This is a genomic window from Pseudomonas lyxosi (assembly GCF_047758685.1).
GTDB lineage: Bacteria > Pseudomonadota > Gammaproteobacteria > Pseudomonadales > Pseudomonadaceae > Aquipseudomonas > Aquipseudomonas lyxosi.
In genome coordinates, this window is record NZ_CP180481.1 from 1,470,610 (window position 1) to 1,486,136 (window position 15,527).

The 15,527-nt window shown below is 60.8% G+C and carries 16 protein-coding genes; 8 read left to right on the forward strand and 8 right to left on the reverse strand.

The features are described from left to right. Position 1: 1 nt before the first annotated feature. The gene (glyS, locus tag ACMXYI_RS06990; protein WP_415772407.1) at positions 2-2,056 is read right to left on the reverse strand and encodes a glycine--tRNA ligase subunit beta; all 2,055 of its coding nucleotides are present in this window, start codon (positions 2,054-2,056) and stop codon (positions 2-4) included. Continuing rightward, positions 2,053-3,006, reverse strand: a complete 954-nt coding sequence (gene glyQ / locus ACMXYI_RS06995) for a glycine--tRNA ligase subunit alpha (protein WP_003213601.1) — start codon at positions 3,004-3,006, stop codon at positions 2,053-2,055. The genes glyS and glyQ overlap by 4 nt, the downstream gene beginning before the upstream one ends. An 81-nt stretch (positions 3,007-3,087) precedes the next feature. On the opposite strand from glyQ, the gene tag reads away from it, so the two are divergent. The 3 genes from tag (at position 3,088) to ACMXYI_RS07010 (ending at position 4,885) form a co-directional block, all read left to right on the forward strand. After that, on the forward strand, positions 3,088-3,645 hold the full coding sequence (tag, locus tag ACMXYI_RS07000) for a DNA-3-methyladenine glycosylase I (RefSeq protein WP_415772409.1): 558 nt from the start codon (positions 3,088-3,090) through the stop codon (positions 3,643-3,645). 40 nt (positions 3,646-3,685) lie between these two features. Next, on the forward strand, positions 3,686-4,573 hold the full coding sequence (locus ACMXYI_RS07005) for a lysophospholipid acyltransferase (RefSeq protein WP_129439735.1): 888 nt from the start codon (positions 3,686-3,688) through the stop codon (positions 4,571-4,573). A gap of 72 nt (positions 4,574-4,645) precedes the next feature. After that, on the forward strand, positions 4,646-4,885 hold the full coding sequence (locus tag ACMXYI_RS07010) for a PilZ domain-containing protein (RefSeq protein WP_415772411.1): 240 nt from the start codon (positions 4,646-4,648) through the stop codon (positions 4,883-4,885). Here the strand turns inward: ACMXYI_RS07010 and ACMXYI_RS07015 are convergent, their stop codons facing one another. The 5 genes from ACMXYI_RS07015 to def form a co-directional block, all read right to left on the reverse strand. After that, a complete protein-coding gene (locus tag ACMXYI_RS07015; protein WP_223431361.1) occupies positions 4,886-5,200 on the reverse strand; it encodes a tetratricopeptide repeat protein in 315 nt (104 codons plus the stop codon). It abuts the gene before it with no gap. Between the two features lie 104 nt (positions 5,201-5,304). Continuing rightward, on the reverse strand, positions 5,305-6,678 hold the full coding sequence (trkA, locus tag ACMXYI_RS07020) for a Trk system potassium transporter TrkA (protein ID WP_046044916.1): 1,374 nt from the start codon (positions 6,676-6,678) through the stop codon (positions 5,305-5,307). A 22-nt stretch (positions 6,679-6,700) separates the two neighbouring features. Then, positions 6,701-8,011, reverse strand: a complete 1,311-nt coding sequence (gene rsmB / locus ACMXYI_RS07025) for a 16S rRNA (cytosine(967)-C(5))-methyltransferase RsmB (RefSeq protein ID WP_415772413.1) — start codon at positions 8,009-8,011, stop codon at positions 6,701-6,703. Further along, a complete protein-coding gene (gene fmt, locus ACMXYI_RS07030; protein WP_415772415.1) occupies positions 8,008-8,967 on the reverse strand; it encodes a methionyl-tRNA formyltransferase in 960 nt (319 codons plus the stop codon). Before fmt ends, rsmB begins: the two co-directional genes overlap by 4 nt. 57 nt (positions 8,968-9,024) lie before the next feature. After that, the gene (gene def, locus ACMXYI_RS07035; protein ID WP_008155676.1) at positions 9,025-9,531 is read right to left on the reverse strand and encodes a peptide deformylase; all 507 of its coding nucleotides are present in this window, start codon (positions 9,529-9,531) and stop codon (positions 9,025-9,027) included. Positions 9,532-9,703: 172 nt separating this feature from the next. On the opposite strand from def, the gene ACMXYI_RS07040 reads away from it, so the two are divergent. The 3 genes from ACMXYI_RS07040 to ACMXYI_RS07050 all read left to right on the forward strand — a co-directional run bounded on the left by ACMXYI_RS07040 (position 9,704) and on the right by ACMXYI_RS07050 (position 12,522). Further along, positions 9,704-10,729: a LysM peptidoglycan-binding domain-containing protein gene (locus tag ACMXYI_RS07040; protein ID WP_415772417.1), complete on the forward strand. Its 1,026-nt coding sequence runs from the start codon at positions 9,704-9,706 to the stop codon at positions 10,727-10,729. A 79-nt stretch (positions 10,730-10,808) separates the two neighbouring features. Continuing rightward, positions 10,809-11,909 carry a DNA-processing protein DprA gene (gene dprA, locus ACMXYI_RS07045; protein ID WP_415772419.1) on the forward strand — a complete coding sequence of 367 codons (1,101 nt, stop codon included), beginning with the start codon at positions 10,809-10,811 and terminating at the stop codon, positions 11,907-11,909. Between the two features lie 55 nt (positions 11,910-11,964). Beyond that, on the forward strand, positions 11,965-12,522 hold the full coding sequence (locus ACMXYI_RS07050; RefSeq protein WP_046056609.1) for an L-threonylcarbamoyladenylate synthase: 558 nt from the start codon (positions 11,965-11,967) through the stop codon (positions 12,520-12,522). 87 nt (positions 12,523-12,609) lie between these two features. On the opposite strand, the gene ACMXYI_RS07055 is transcribed toward ACMXYI_RS07050, so the two are convergent. Then, the gene (locus ACMXYI_RS07055; RefSeq protein ID WP_415772421.1) at positions 12,610-13,587 is read right to left on the reverse strand and encodes an NADPH:quinone reductase; all 978 of its coding nucleotides are present in this window, start codon (positions 13,585-13,587) and stop codon (positions 12,610-12,612) included. Positions 13,588-13,758: 171 nt separating this feature from the next. Here ACMXYI_RS07055 and hemF point away from each other — a divergent pair, with 171 nt between their 5' ends. Both hemF and aroE read left to right on the forward strand, forming a co-directional pair. Beyond that, positions 13,759-14,673, forward strand: a complete 915-nt coding sequence (hemF, locus tag ACMXYI_RS07060; RefSeq protein ID WP_033059730.1) for an oxygen-dependent coproporphyrinogen oxidase — start codon at positions 13,759-13,761, stop codon at positions 14,671-14,673. A 13-nt stretch (positions 14,674-14,686) separates the two neighbouring features. Next, the gene (gene aroE, locus ACMXYI_RS07065) at positions 14,687-15,508 is read left to right on the forward strand and encodes a shikimate dehydrogenase (protein ID WP_415772423.1); all 822 of its coding nucleotides are present in this window, start codon (positions 14,687-14,689) and stop codon (positions 15,506-15,508) included. Positions 15,509-15,527: the final 19 nt, after the last annotated feature.

Sequence of the window (15,527 nt, forward strand, 5' to 3'; positions counted from 1 at the left end):
CTCAGCCCAGCAGCGAAATGTCGGCGACGCCGAGGAACAGCCCACGCAGGCGCGACAGCAGCGCATAGCGGTTGGCGCGGACCTTGGCATCTTCCGCGTTGACCATTACGGCTTCGAAGAACGCATCCACTGGCTCGCGCAAGGCAGCCAGACGTGCCAGCGATTCGCTGTACTGACGCGCCGCAGCCATCGGCTGTACAGCCTGGTCAGCCTGCTGGATCGCCGAGTACAGGGAGAACTCGTTGGCGTTGTCGAAGTACTTGGCTTCCACGACCGAAGGAACAGAGCCTTCGACCTTGCTCAGCAAGTTCGAAACGCGCTTGTTCACCGCGGCCAGGGCAGCGGCTTCCGGCAATTTGCGGAAAGCTTCTACCGCTTGTACGCGCTGATCGAAGTCCAGCGCCGAACCCGGTTTCAGGGCACGGACCGACAGGTAAGTCCCGACATCCACGCCTTCGTCTTCGTAACGGGCACGCAGACGGTCGAAGATGAACTCCAGCACCGAGTCGTTGAGGCCGGCAACCTTGATCTTGGTACCGAACGCATTCACGGCGAAAGCCACGGCGTCGTTCAGGTCGAGGTCGAGCTTCTTGTCGATCAGGATGCGCAACACACCCAGCGCAGCACGGCGCAAGGCGTACGGGTCTTTGCTACCGGTTGGCAGCATGCCGATACCGAAAATCCCGACCAGGGTGTCGAGTTTGTCCGCGATGGCCACGGCCGCACCGGTCAAGGTGGTCGGCAGTTCAGCACCGGCACCGCGCGGCATGTACTGCTCGTTCAGCGCCAGAGCGACTTCTTCCGGCTCGCCGTCGTTGAGGGCGTAGTAGTAACCGGCGACGCCTTGCATCTCCGGGAACTCACCGACCATCTCGGTCGCCAGGTCGCACTTGGACAGCAGGCCGGCACGGGAAGCCCATGCGGCGTTGCCGCCAATGCGTTGAGCGATGAACGCAGCGAGTTTGGAAACGCGTTCGGCCTTGTCGTAGACGCTGCCGAGTTTTTCCTGGAACACCACGTTCTGCAGGCGCAGGTTGAAGTCTTCGAGTTTCTGCTTCTTGTCTTGCTTGAAGAAGAACTCGGCGTCGGTCAGGCGTGGGCGAACCACTTTCTCGTTACCGGCGATGATCTGTTGCGGGTCTTTGCTTTCGATGTTGGCCACAGTAATGAAACGTGGCAGCAACTTGCCGTCGGCATCCAGCAGGCAGAAGTACTTCTGGTTGTCCTGCATGGTGGTGATCAAGGCTTCTTGCGGCACGTCGAGGAAACGCTCTTCGAACGAGCACACCAGCGGCACTGGCCATTCAACCAGCGCGGTCACTTCGTCGAGCAGGGCTGGCGGAACGATAGCCGTCCCTTCCTGCATCGTCGCCAGCTCTTCGACGCGCTTGCTGATCAGCTCGCGACGCTCGTTGGCATCGGCCAATACGTAAGCGGCACGCAGGTCGGTCAGGTAGTTGGCCGGCGAGGTGATGCGTACGCTTTCCGGGTGGTGGAAGCGGTGACCACGGGAATCGCGGCCGGACTTCTGGGCAAGGATTGTGCAATCGATGACCTGGTCACCGAGCAGCATCACCAGCCACTGGGTCGGACGAACGAATTCTTCCTTGCGAGCACCCCAGCGCATGCGCTTGGGAATCGGCAGGTCGTTCAGGGAATCTTCGACGATGGTTGGCAGCAGGCTCGCGGTCGGTTTACCGGCGATGCTTTGGCTGTAACGCAGTTTCGGGCCGCTTTGATCGATTTCGCTCAGGTCGACGCCGCACTTCTTGGCAAAACCCAAAGCTGCTTGAGTCGGGTTGCCTTCGGCATCGAATGCGGCCTGACGTGGCGGGCCGTCGAGGTTGATGCTGCGATCCGGCTGCTGAATCGCCAGATCGGTGATCAGCACAGCCAGACGACGTGGCGCGGCGTAGACGGTTTTGGTCTCGTAGTTCAGGCCCGCGGCTTGCAGGCCCTTGTCGATACCGGCCAGGAACGCGTCGGCCAGGATGTTCAGGGCTTTGGGTGGCAGTTCTTCAGTGCCCAGTTCAACCAGAAAATCTTGAGCACTCATTGTGCAGCCTCCAGCTTAGCCAACACTTCGTCACGCAGGTCCGGGGTCGCCATCGGGAAGCCCAGCTTGGCGCGAGCCAGCAGGTAGGCTTGCGCAACGGAACGCGCCAGGGTGCGGACACGCAGAATGTATTGCTGACGCGCGGTCACCGAGATTGCCCGGCGCGCATCCAGCAGGTTGAAGGTATGGGAGGCCTTCAACACCATTTCGTAGCTCGGCAACGGCAGCGGCTGGTCGAGTTCGATCAGGCGCTTGGCTTCGCTTTCGTAGAAGTCGAACAATTCGAACAGCTTCTCGACGTTGGCGTGTTCGAAGTTGTAGGTCGACTGCTCCACTTCGTTCTGGTGGAACACGTCGCCGTAGGTCACCTTGCCGAACGGACCGTCAGCCCAGACGAGGTCGTAGACCGAGTCCACGCCTTGCAGGTACATGGCCAGGCGCTCAAGACCGTAAGTGATCTCGCCGGTCACCGGATAGCACTCAATGCCGCCCGCTTGCTGGAAGTAAGTGAACTGCGTCACTTCCATGCCGTTGAGCCAGACTTCCCAGCCCAGACCCCAGGCGCCCAGTGTCGGCGATTCCCAGTTGTCTTCAACGAAACGAATGTCGTGGACCAACGGGTCCAGGCCGACATGCTTGAGGGAGCCCAGGTACAGTTCCTGGAAGTTGTCCGGGTTCGGCTTCAGCACGACCTGGAACTGGTAGTAGTGCTGCAGACGGTTCGGGTTTTCGCCGTAGCGGCCGTCAGTCGGGCGACGACTGGGCTGCACATAAGCGGCGTTCCAGGTTTCCGGGCCAATGGCGCGCAGAAACGTGGCAGTGTGGAAAGTCCCGGCGCCTACTTCCATATCGTAGGGCTGAAGTACCACACAACCTTGCTCGGCCCAGTATTGCTGGAGGGCGAGGATCAAGTCTTGGAAGGTACGCACGGCTGGCGTAGGCTGGCTCACGAAATTCACCTGTTTCTTGGGCTGCGATTTAAAGAGCGGGAGTATACCCGATTCGGTCCTGCGCACGCCCCCTGGAGCCTTATGCCACGCTGCTTTTGGTGTTCCGAAGATCCGCTGTACATGGCTTATCACGATCAGGAGTGGGGTACGCCGCTACGCGATGCGCAGGGATTGTTCGAGTTGCTTTTGCTCGAAGGGTTCCAGGCCGGCCTTTCCTGGATCACCGTGCTGCGTAAACGTGAGCACTATCGTCAGGTAATGTTCGGCTTCGACGTACAACGCGTGGCGCAAATGAGCGACGCCGAAATCGATGAATTGATGCTCGATCCGGGCATCATTCGCAATCGCCTCAAACTCAATGCGGCCCGGCGCAATGCCCAGGCCTGGCTGGCGCTGGAGGATCCGGTGGAGTTTCTCTGGTCCTTCGTCGACGGCAAGCCTGTGATCAACCATTTCAAGGACCGCAGCGAAGTGCCGGCAGTGACGCCGACCGCCGTGGAGATGAGCAAAGGCCTGAAAAAGGCCGGTTTCACGTTCGTCGGCCCGACTATTTGTTACGCGCTGATGCAGGCCTCGGGCATGGTCATGGACCACACCCAGGATTGTGATCGCTACGCGGAGCTGGCGATCGGCGGTTAGAATAGCCGCCTCGCGCACAGCACAAGATCAGGAGTGACCTGTGGATAAGTTTAAAGGCGCCTTGCTGGTAGGCGCTCTACGGCTGTTTGCCCTGCTTCCGTGGCGGGCAGTGCAAGCCGTGGGCTCGGCCATCGGCTGGGTCATGTGGAAAACCCCCAACCGTTCCCGCGATGTGGTGCGGATCAACCTCGCCAAGTGTTTCCCGGACATGGACGCGGCTGAACGGGAGCGACTGGTAGGCCAGAGCCTTAAAGACATCGGCAAGTCCCTGACCGAAAGCGCCTGCGCCTGGATCTGGCCGGCCCAGCGCTCCATCGACCTGGTGCGTGAAGTCGAAGGTCTCGACGTATTAAAGGACGCCCTCGCCTCCGGCAAAGGGGTCGTCGGTATCACCAGCCACTTGGGCAATTGGGAAGTGTTGAACCACTTCTATTGCAGCCAGTGCAAACCGATCATTTTCTATCGCCCGCCGAAGTTGAAGGCTGTGGATGATTTGCTGCGCAAGCAGCGGGTGCAATTGGGTAACCGAGTGGCCGCTTCCACCAAGGAAGGCATTCTCAGCGTCATCAAGGAAGTGCGCAAAGGTGGTGCAGTGGGCATTCCCGCTGACCCGGAACCGTCCGAATCCGCCGGGATCTTCGTACCGTTCTTCGCTACTCAGGCCCTGACCAGCAAATTCGTACCGAACATGCTCGCGGGCGGCAAAGCGGTCGGCGTGTTTCTGCATGCGCTACGTCTGCCGGACGGTTCGGGTTACAAAGTGATCCTGGAAGCCGCGCCAGAGGCCATGTACAGCACCGATACCGAAACGTCCTGCGCGGCCATGAGCCAGGTGGTCGAGCGATATGTGCGGGCGTATCCGAGTCAGTATATGTGGAGCATGAAGCGCTTCAAGAAGCGTCCGCCGGGTGAAGAGCGCTGGTACTGAGTCGATTGGCATGATCTGTGGATAACCTGGGGGCCAGGGTTCTCCACAACCGTTCAATAAAGGGCGCAGAAGATGTCCGAACACCGCAAATCGTTTCGCATCAAGATCAGTCATCACAGTTTCGGCGAATGCCTGGGCCAGACGCGTAACCTGTCGGCGACAGGCGTCTACATCAAGCATCCGGGCCTGTCGACCTTGCCCAAGGGCGCGGTGGTGTACGGTCAGGTGCAGGACTTACCCACAGGCGCGCCGCGGGTGCGCATGGAAGTGGTGCTGGTGGATGCCGAGGGCATTGGCTTGCGATACCTCTGATCAGTGAGCCTGACGCTCAAGCTTCTTCAGAAACACGGTCATTTCCTTCTCGGCCTGCTTGTCGCCATGGGCACGAGCGGCTTCCAGACCCTGTTCCCACGCCTGACGTGCGGACGCGAAATCCTTCAGCCCCAGATGGGCCTTGCCCAATAGCTTCCAGGCTGCCGAATACTTCGGATCGAATTCGACGCAACGCTGGAAATGCTCAGCGGCCTTGGCGTTTTCCCCAAGATCCAGATAACCCTTGCCCAGGCCGAAGCGCAGCAATGAGTTATCCACACCCTTGGCGAGCATTTTTTCCAGGGATTCGAGCATGGTGAATTCCTTAATGAGTGGTGCCAGGGGGAAATCTGTCTTAGTAAGACCGCTATCGCGAGCTTGCTCGCGATGAGGCCAGATCGATCACCGCAGCTTCCGGATCAGAAAAAGCTCAATCCCACATGGAACAGCTTTTCCACATCCCGAATATGCTTCTTATCCACAAGGAACAGAATCACATGGTCGCCCGCCGCGATCACGGTGTCATCGTGGGCAATGATCACTTCTTCGTCACGGATGATTGCGCCGATGGTGGTGCCCGGCGGCAGGCCAATGTTCTCAATGGACTTGCCGATGACCTTACTCGACTTCTCATCACCGTGGGCAATCGCCTCGATGGCTTCCGCCGCGCCCCGGCGCAATGAGTGCACGCTGACGATATCGCCGCGACGCACGTGGGCCAGCAAGGTGCCGATGGTCGCCAATTGCGGGCTGATGGCGATGTCGATGTCGCCGCCCTGGATCAGGTCGACGTAGGCCGGGTTGTTGATGATGGTCATCACCTTCTTCGCACCCAGGCGTTTAGCCAGCAGCGACGACATGATGTTGGCTTCGTCGTCGTTGGTCAGGGCCAGGAAAAGGTCGGCGTCGGCGATGTTCTCTTCCATCAGCAAGTCGCGGTCGGAGGCGCTGCCCTGCAACACCACAGTGCTGTCGAGGGTGTCCGAGAGGTGACGGCAGCGGGCCGGGTTCATCTCGATGATCTTCACTTGGTAACGGCTTTCAATGGCCTCGGCCAGACGCTCACCGATCTGCCCGCCGCCAGCGATGACGATGCGTTTGTAGCTCTCATCGAGGCGGCGCATTTCGCTCATCACTGCGCGAATATTCGCCTTGGCGGCGATGAAAAAGACTTCGTCGTCGGCCTCGATCACCGTATCGCCCTGCGGCAGGATCGGCCGATCACGACGGAAAATCGCCGCCACACGGGTTTCGACATTCGGCATGTGTTCACGCAACTGTCGCAGTTGCTGGCCCACCAGCGGGCCGCCGTAGTACGCCTTGACCGCCACCAATTGGGCTTTGCCTTCGGCGAAGTCGATCACCTGCAAGGCGCCCGGATGCTGGATCAGGCGCTTGATGTAATTGGTGACCACTTGCTCCGGGCTGATCAGCACATCCACTGGAATCGCTTCGTTATCGAACAGCTCGGAGCGAGTCAGGTAGGCGGCTTCGCGAACCCGGGCGATTTTGGTCGGCGTGTGGAACAGAGTGTGGGCAACCTGGCAGGCCACCATATTGGTTTCGTCGCTGTTGGTCACCGCCACCAGCATGTCGGCGTCATCCGCGCCGGCCTGACGCAGCACCGTCGGCAGCGAGCCGCGGCCCTGCACGGTGCGGATGTCCAGTCGATCGCCGAGGTCGCGCAGGCGTTCGCCGTCGGTGTCGACCACGGTGATGTCGTTGGCCTCGCTGGCCAAGTGTTCTGCCAGCGAACCGCCGACCTGCCCTGCGCCGAGGATGATGATTTTCATCCAGTCACTCCCTTAAAACCCATTAACCGCGCGCGGCGGCGATCTTGATCAGCTTGGCGTAGTAGAACCCGTCGTGGCCGCCTTCCTGCGCCAGCAATTGGCGGCCATGTGGCTGCTTGATGCCGGCCGTCGTGGCGAGGTCCAGTTCACGGGCGCCCGGCGTGCGAGCGAGGAAGGCTTCGATGACTTCGGTGTTCTCGGTCGGCAGCGTGGAGCAGGTGGCGTAAAGCAGGATGCCGCCGACCTCCAAAGTTATCCACATGGCATCGAGCAGTTCGCCCTGAAGCACCGCGAGTGCGGTGATGTCGTCCGGTTGGCGAGTCAACTTGATGTCCGGGTGACGACGAATCACACCGGTGGCCGAGCACGGCGCGTCCAGCAGAATGCGCTGGAACGGCTTGCCGTCCCACCAGGTGGCGGTGTCGCGGCCGTCGGCGGCGATCAGTTCGGCGCTCAGGCCCAGGCGCGCGAGGTTTTCCCGCACCCGCACCAAACGCTTGGCTTCCAGGTCCACCGCTACCACGCCGGCGAGTGCCGGTTCGGCTTCAAGGATATGGCAGGTCTTGCCGCCCGGTGCACAGCAGGCGTCCAGCACCCGTTGGCCCGGAGCCAGGTCGAGCAGATCGGCGGCCAGTTGCGCGGCTTCGTCCTGCACGCTGATCCAGCCTTCGGCGAAACCCGGCAAGCTGCGCACGTCGGCAGCGGCGTCGAGAATGATGCCGTCCTGACTGTAAACACACGGCGTGGCGGCGATGCCGGCGTCGGTCAGCAACCCGAGGTAAGCATCGCGGCTGTGATGACGACGGTTGACCCGCAGGATCATCGGCGGATGCGCGTTGTTCGCCGCGCAAATGGCTTCCCACTGCTCCGGCCAGAAGGCTTTCAGGGATTTTTGCAGCCAGCGCGGGTGGGCAGTGCGCACCACCGGATCGTGTTCCAGCTCGGCCAGCAGCGCTTCGCTTTCACGCTGGGCGCGGCGCAGCACAGCGTTGAGCAAGGCCTTGGCCCAGGGCTTTTTCAGCTTGTCGGCGCAACCCACGGTTTCACCGATGGCGGCATGGGCCGGAACCCGGGTGTAGAGCAACTGGTAGAGTCCGACCAGCAACAGTGCTTCGACATCGGCGTCGGCTGCCTTGAACGGCTTCTGCAGCAACTTGGCCGCCAGCGCCGACAGGCGCGGCTGCCAGCGAGCGGTGCCGAACGCCAGGTCCTGAGTGAAGCCGCGATCACGGTCTTCAACCTTGTCCATCTGTGTCGGCAGGGAACTGTTGAGTGAGGCTTTTCCGTTAAGAACAGCAGCAAGTGCCTTGGCGGCGGCCAGACGTGGATTCATTGAGCGTCCGCCGCTTGACCGAGAACGGTGCCGACGGCGAATTTCTCACGACGGCTGTTGAACAAGTCGCTGAAGTTCAGCGCCTTGCCGCCGGGCAATTGCAGACGAGTCAGACACAGGGCCTGCTCACCGCAGGCGACGATCAAACCATCCTTGCTGGCGCCGAGGATTTCCCCCGGTGCGCCCTGCCCTTCGGCGAGGCTGGCGGCCAGCACCTTCAATGCTTCGCCATTCAGTGTGCTGTGGCAGATCGGCCATGGGTTGAAGGCTCGAACCAGACGTTCCAGCTCAACCGCCGGGCGACTCCAGTCGATGCGCGCTTCATCTTTGTTCAATTTGTGAGCATAAGTGGCGAGGCTGTCGTCCTGCACTTCGCCTTCCAAAGTGCCCGCAGCGAGGCCGGCTATCGCCTGAATCACCGCCGGTGGACCCATTTCAGCCAGACTGTCGTGGAGGCTGCCGCCGGTGTCTTCACCGGTGATCGGCGTAGTGACTTTCAGCAGCATCGGTCCGGTGTCGAGGCCCAGTTCCATGCGCATCACGGTCACGCCGCTTTCGCTGTCGCCCGCTTCAACGGCGCGCTGGATCGGCGCCGCACCGCGCCAGCGTGGCAGCAAGGAGGCGTGGCTGTTGATGCAGCCCAAACGCGGAATATCCAGCACCACTTGCGGCAGGATCAGGCCGTAGGCGACCACCACCAGCAAGTCCGGCTTGAGCGCGGCCAGTTCAGCCTGAGCGTCTTCGTTGCGCAGGGTTGGCGGTTGCAGCACCGGAATGTTGTTCTCGAGAGCCAACTGCTTGACCGGACTTGGCATCAACTTTTGCCCGCGACCCGCCGGACGGTCCGGTTGGGTGTAGACCGCGACGATCTCGTAAGGGCTGTCGAGCAGGGCCTTGAGGTGTTCGGCGGCGAATTCCGGGGTGCCGGCAAAGACGATGCGCAGTGGCTCAGTCATTCAAAAGGTCTCGCAAAAGAAAAAGGCTTGCCGCAGCAAGCCTTTGAAAGGAGGGCATCAAGCGTTCTGGCGATGGAGCTTTTCCAGTTTTTTCTTGATTCGGTCGCGTTTGAGATTGGACAGGTAGTCGACGAACAATTTGCCATTCAGGTGGTCGCATTCATGCTGGATGCACACGGCGAGCAGGCCTTCGGCGATCAGTTCGTAAGGCTGGCCGTCGCGGTCCAGGGCCTTGACTTTAACCTTCTGTGGGCGATCGACGTTTTCGTAGAAGCCTGGTACCGAGAGGCAGCCTTCCTGATATTGCTCCATCTCGTCGGTCAGGGTTTCGAACTCGGGGTTGATGAACACCCGTGGTTCGCTGCGGTCTTCGGAGAGGTCCATCACGACGATACGTTTGTGCACGTTGACCTGGGTCGCGGCGAGGCCGATGCCTGGCGCTTCATACATTGTTTCAAACATGTCATCGACCAACTGACGCACTTCGTCGTCCACTACGGCCACAGGTTTGGCGATAGTGCGCAGGCGCGAATCGGGGAATTCGAGGATGTCTAAAATGGCCATAAGCTTAATTGCTGCACGTTTGAGGTAATGTCGGGTCGATGGCCTGGCGGGTCCGAAGATGCAGGCTACCGTTGTAAAACGTAGCTTCCTTCTCTTTTTGGTAAAGAGTCGGGAGTGAGCCACGAGGGCTCTGGCGTTCTACGCGAATGCACATAATAAAGGGATTCACCGCATGAGGAAATCACTACTCGCCTTGCTCCTTCTGGCCTCGGCCGGTTTTGCGCACGGGCAAGTGCAACTCAAGGAAGGTTTTCCACAGCAATACACCGTGGTATCGGGTGACACACTCTGGGACATATCGGGGAAATTCCTTCGTGAGCCGTGGAAATGGCCGGAGCTCTGGCAGGCCAATCCACAGATCGAAAACCCCAATCTCATCTACCCCGGCGACTCGCTGTCGCTGGTCTACGTCAACGGGCAGCCACGCCTGACCCTCAATCGCGGTGCTTCCCGGGGCACCATCAAGCTTTCGCCACGCATCCGCCGCAGCCCGGTTGCCGATGCGATCCCGAGCATTCCGCTGCAATCGATCAACAGCTTTCTGCTGAGCAACCGCATCGTCGACACGGTCGAGGACTTCGACAAGGCGCCTTATATCGTCGCCGGCGACGCCGAACGCGTGCTCAGTGGCACCGGTGACCGAATCTTCGCTCGTGGCCATTTCGATCCGGCCCAACCGGTTTACGGCATCTTCCGTCAGGGCAAGATCTACACCGATCCTGTCAGTAAAGAATTTTTGGGGATCAATGCCGACGACATCGGCGGTGGCGAGATTGTGGCCACCGAAGGCGACGTCGCCACCCTGGCGCTGCAACGCACCACTCAGGAAGTTCGCCTGGGCGACCGCTTGTTCAGCGGTGAAGAGCGCTCCATCAATTCGACCTTCATGCCCAGTGCGCCAAAAACCGAGATCAACGGGTTGATCATCGACGTGCCGCGCGGGGTTACCCAAATTGGCGCGCTGGATGTGGTCACGCTGAACAAGGGCCAGCGCGATGGCCTGGCCGAAGGCAACGTGTTGGTGGTGATGAAAACCGGCGAAACCGTGCGTGACCGGATTACCGGGCAGCCACTGAAAATCCCGGATGAGCGCGCCGGTTTTCTGATGGTCTTCCGCACCTACGACAAGCTCAGCTACGGGCTGGTGCTCAATGCATCACGCTCCCTGGCGGTGCTGGACAAGGTGCGAAATCCTTAACAGGCTCCACAAGTTACCAACAGAGTTATCCACAGCTTATTCCCGTTTGAACGGGGCTCATAACGATCAAGGATGATCCATGTCGCTGTCTGCTTTTGCACCGGTTTCCCCTGCGGAACTGGAAGCTCGTTTACGTTTGCATCGCCTGCCGGAACTCGGTCCTGCGCGTTTCAAGAAATTGCTTGAGGCCTTCGGCTCGGCGTCCAAGGCTATCAGCGCGCCGGCCAGTGCCTGGCGATCGCTGGGTTTGCCCCTCGCTTGCGCGGAGGCCAGGCGCTCCAGTGAAATCCGTGATGGCGCGAGCCATGCATTGGCCTGGTTAGAGCGTCCGGGCCAGCATTTGCTGATGTGGGACCAATCTGACTATCCGGCACTGTTGGCGGAAATCAGTGATGCGCCGCCGCTGTTATTCGTGGCGGGCGATCCCGGCATTCTGGAAAAACCACAGCTGGCGATGGTCGGCAGTCGTCGCGCGTCGCGGCCGGGCATGGACACCGCAGCGGCCTTTTCCCGCAGTCTGGCCGGCGCCGGTTTTGTCATTACCAGCGGTTTGGCCTTGGGCATTGATGCCGCCGCGCATCAAGCCGCTTTGGACGTGGGCGGGCGAACGGTCGGTGTACTTGGCACGGGACTTGAAAAGTTTTATCCACAGCGCAATCGACGGCTGGCAGACGTGATGATCGCCTCGGGCAGCGCGGTGCTTTCGGAGTTCCCGCTGGACGCCGGGCCGACCGCCAGTAACTTCCCCCGGCGCAATCGGATCATCAGCGGTTTATCTCTCGGCGTGCTGGTGGTCGAGGCGAGTGTCGCCAGCGGTTCACTGATCACCGCGAGGCTGGCGGCGGAACAAGGGCGCGAGGTGTATGCGATTCCCGGGTCGATTCATCACCCGGGCGCAAAGGGCTGTCATCAGCTGATCCGCGACGGTGCGGTGCTGGTGGAAACCATCGAGCATATCCTCGAGGCTTTGCGTGGCTGGCAACAGTTGCCGTTATCCACAGCGACACCAGCGGTGACACATCCGTTGCTCATGCTGCTGCATGCCGCGCCCCACACCAGTGAAGCGTTGTCCGTCACCAGCGGCTGGGCCTTGCCGAAAGTGCTGGCAGCGCTGACGGAGCTGGAAATGGATGGCCGTGCGGTCTGCGAAAGCGGGCGCTGGTTTGCGCGGGTGAGCTAGGTTTTATAAGGAAGATGGGTAAACTGCGCAGAGCCTTATTCCGGAGAGTTTTTTCATGGTCAACAGTTGGCGTGTGCAACAAGCCGCACGAGCCATTCGCGCAGGCGCGGTGATTGCCTACCCAACCGAAGCTGTCTGGGGCCTGGGTTGCGACCCGTGGGACGAAGAAGCGGTGTATCGTCTGCTGGCGATCAAGGGTCGGTCGGTGGAAAAAGGGTTGATTCTGGTGGCGGACAACATTCGCCAGTTCGACTTCCTCTTCGAAGACTTTCCTGAATTGTGGATGGATCGCATGGCCAGCACCTGGCCGGGGCCGAACACCTGGCTGGTGCCGCATCAGAATATGTTGCCGCAGTGGATTACCGGCGTGCATGAAACGGTGGCGCTGCGGGTCAGCGATCACCCGTTGGTGCGGGATTTGTGCGCGGTGGTCGGGCCGTTGGTTTCAACGTCGGCCAACCCGCAGGGCCAACCGGCGGCGCGGACGCGGATTCGCGTCGAGCAGTATTTCCGTGGGCAAGTGGATTACGTGTTGGGTGGGAATCTGGGTGGGCGCAAGAACCCGAGCGTGATCCGTGATCTCGCGACCGGCAAGGTTGTGCGCCCGGATTAGGACCGCGTCATCGTTCATCGCGAGCAAGCTCGCTCCCACAGAATCACGCGGTCTCCTGTGGGAGCGGGCTTGCTCGCGAAGAGGCCCTCAAGGCAACAAAACAGTCGAGCCAGTCGTACGCCGCGCCGACAACTCGGTCTGCGCCTTCGCCGCTTCAGCCAATGGATACTTCTGGCTGATGTCCACCTTCAGCTTGCCACTGATGATCATCTCAAACAGCTCATCCGCCATACGCTGCAGGTTCTCGGCGTTGTTGGCGTAAGTCGCGAGCGTAGGCCGGGTGACGTACAACGAACCCTTCGCCGACAGAATTCCCAGGTTCACCCCGTCTACCGCGCCCGACGCATTGCCGAAGCTCACCACCAGACCGCGAGGCGCTGCGCTATCAAGCGAAGTCAGCCAAGTGTCCTTGCCCACGCCGTCGTACACCACCGGGACTTTTTTCCCGTCAGTCAATTCCAGTACGCGTTGTGCGACGTTTTCATGGCTGTAATCGATGGTCGCCCAAGCGCCGTTGGCCTTGGCCAGTGCGGCTTTCTCCGGTGAGCTGACCGTGCCGATCAACTTCACGCCCAAGGCTTTGGCCCATTGGCAAGCCAGGGAACCGACGCCACCGGCCGCGGCGTGAAACAGGATGGTTTCGCCACCCTTGAGTTCATACGTCTGACGCAGCAGATACTGAACGGTCAGGCCCTTGAGCATCACGCCGGCGGCCTGTTCGAAGCTGATCGCGTCCGGCAGAAGGACCAGGTTGGCCTCCGGCAACACGTGAACGTCGCTGTAGGCGCCCAACGGGCCGCTGCCATACGCCACGCGATCACCGATCTTGAACCGGGTGACTTCACTGCCCACCGCCTCGACCACGCCCGCGCCTTCCGAGCCCAGGCCCGATGGCAGGGCTGGCGGTGCATAGAGACCGCTGCGGTAATAGGTATCGATGAAGTTCAGGCCGATGGCCTTGTTGGTCACGCGAACCTGCTGCGGGCCAGGCTCGGCGGGTTGGTATTCGACATACTCGAGCACTTCGGGGCCGCCGTGGGCGCGGAACTGGATACGCTTAGCCATCAGAACTCTCCTTAGGTCTTGGCTACTAGAGTTGTAGCGCGAAGCTCCCTATCGAACTCCCATGCTTGATCTTCGTCAACTGCGACGGGGCAAGGTGCAGTGTTATCCTACGCAGCAATTTGCCGCCGGCCATTAAGCGCCGCGTAGCTTTGCCCGATTCAAGGTGATGACATGACGACCCGCACCGAGGCCGTAAAAGCCTACCTGCTCGACCTGCAAGACCGCATTTGCGCGGCCCTCGAAGCTGAAGACGGCGGCACGCAGTTCGTCGAAGACGCCTGGACCCGGCCTGCCGGTGGCGGCGGTCGCACCCGGGTGATCGAAAACGGCGCGGTCATCGAAAAGGGCGGCGTCAATTTTTCCCACGTCTTCGGCAGCGGTCTCCCACCGTCCGCCAGCGCTCATCGGCCAGAACTGGCTGGTCGTGGCTTTGAAGCCCTCGGCGTGTCGCTGGTCATTCACCCGCACAACCCATATGTGCCGACGTCCCACGCCAACGTGCGCTTTTTCATCGCTGAAAAAGAAGGCGAAGAACCGGTCTGGTGGTTCGGCGGTGGCTTCGACCTGACGCCTTATTACGGCAATGAAGAAGACTGCGTGCACTGGCACCGCGTCGCCGAGCAGGCCTGCGCGCCGTTCGGTCCGGATGTTTACTCGCGTTACAAGGCCTGGTGTGACAGCTACTTCCACATCAAGCATCGCCATGAGCCGCGCGGCATCGGCGGGCTGTTTTTCGATGACTTGAACGAGTGGGACTTCGACACCAGTTTCGCCTTCATGCGCGCCATCGGTGACGCATTCATCGACGCCTACCTGCCGATCGTGCAGCGCCGCAAAAATGATGCGTTTACCGCCAAACAGCGTGAATTCCAGGAATTCCGCCGTGGGCGCTACGTTGAATTCAACCTGGTCTACGACCGCGGCACGCTATTCGGTCTGCAATCGGGTGGGCGTACCGAGTCGATCCTGATGTCCCTGCCACCGCAAGTACGCTGGAGCTACGACTGGAAGGCCGAGCCGGGCAGCGAAGAAGCACGGCTGACCGAGTACTTCCTGCAAGACCGCGATTGGTTGGCCAAGGCCTGAACGAGGAATCCTGATGGACCGTTATGTCGTTTTCGGTAACCCGATTGGCCACAGCAAGTCGCCGCTGATCCACCGTCTGTTCGCCGAGCAGACCGCTCAAAAACTGGACTACAGCACGTTGCTGGCGCCCCTCGAAGATTTTTCCACCTGCGCCCGGACGTTTTTCCTCGAAGGTCGCGGGGCGAATGTGACGGTGCCGTTCAAGGAAGAGGCCTATCGTCTGGCGAACAGCCTGACGGCGCGGGCGCAGCGCGCCGGTGCGGTGAACACCCTGAGCAAACTCGCTGATGGCAGCCTGCTGGGCGATAACACCGATGGCGCCGGACTGGTGCGGGACCTGACGGTCAACGCCGGTTTCAGCCTCAAGGGCAAACGCATCCTGCTGCTCGGTGCCGGTGGCGCGGTGCGCGGTGCGCTGGAGCCGTTGCTGGCCGAGCAACCCGCCTCGGTGATCATCGCCAACCGCACGGTGGAAAAAGCCGAACTGTTGGCGGAATTGTTCGCGGACCTGGGGCCGGTGTCGGCCAGTGGTTTCGATTGGTTGAAGGAGTCGGTGGACCTGATCATCAACGCGACGTCCGCCAGTCTGTCAGGGGATGTACCGCCGATTGCCAGCAGTTTGATCGAGCCGGGTAAGACGGTTTGCTACGACATGATGTACGGCAAGGAGCCGACGTCGTTCTGTCGTTGGGCCACTGAACATGGCGCGGCCGTGTCGATGGATGGCTTGGGGATGTTGGCCGAACAGGCGGCAGAAGCCTTCTTCCTGTGGCGCGGCGTGCGCCCGGACACGGCGCCGGTGTTGGCCGAGTTGCGTCGGCAACTCGCGCTTTAATCCTTTGTGGCGAGGGAGC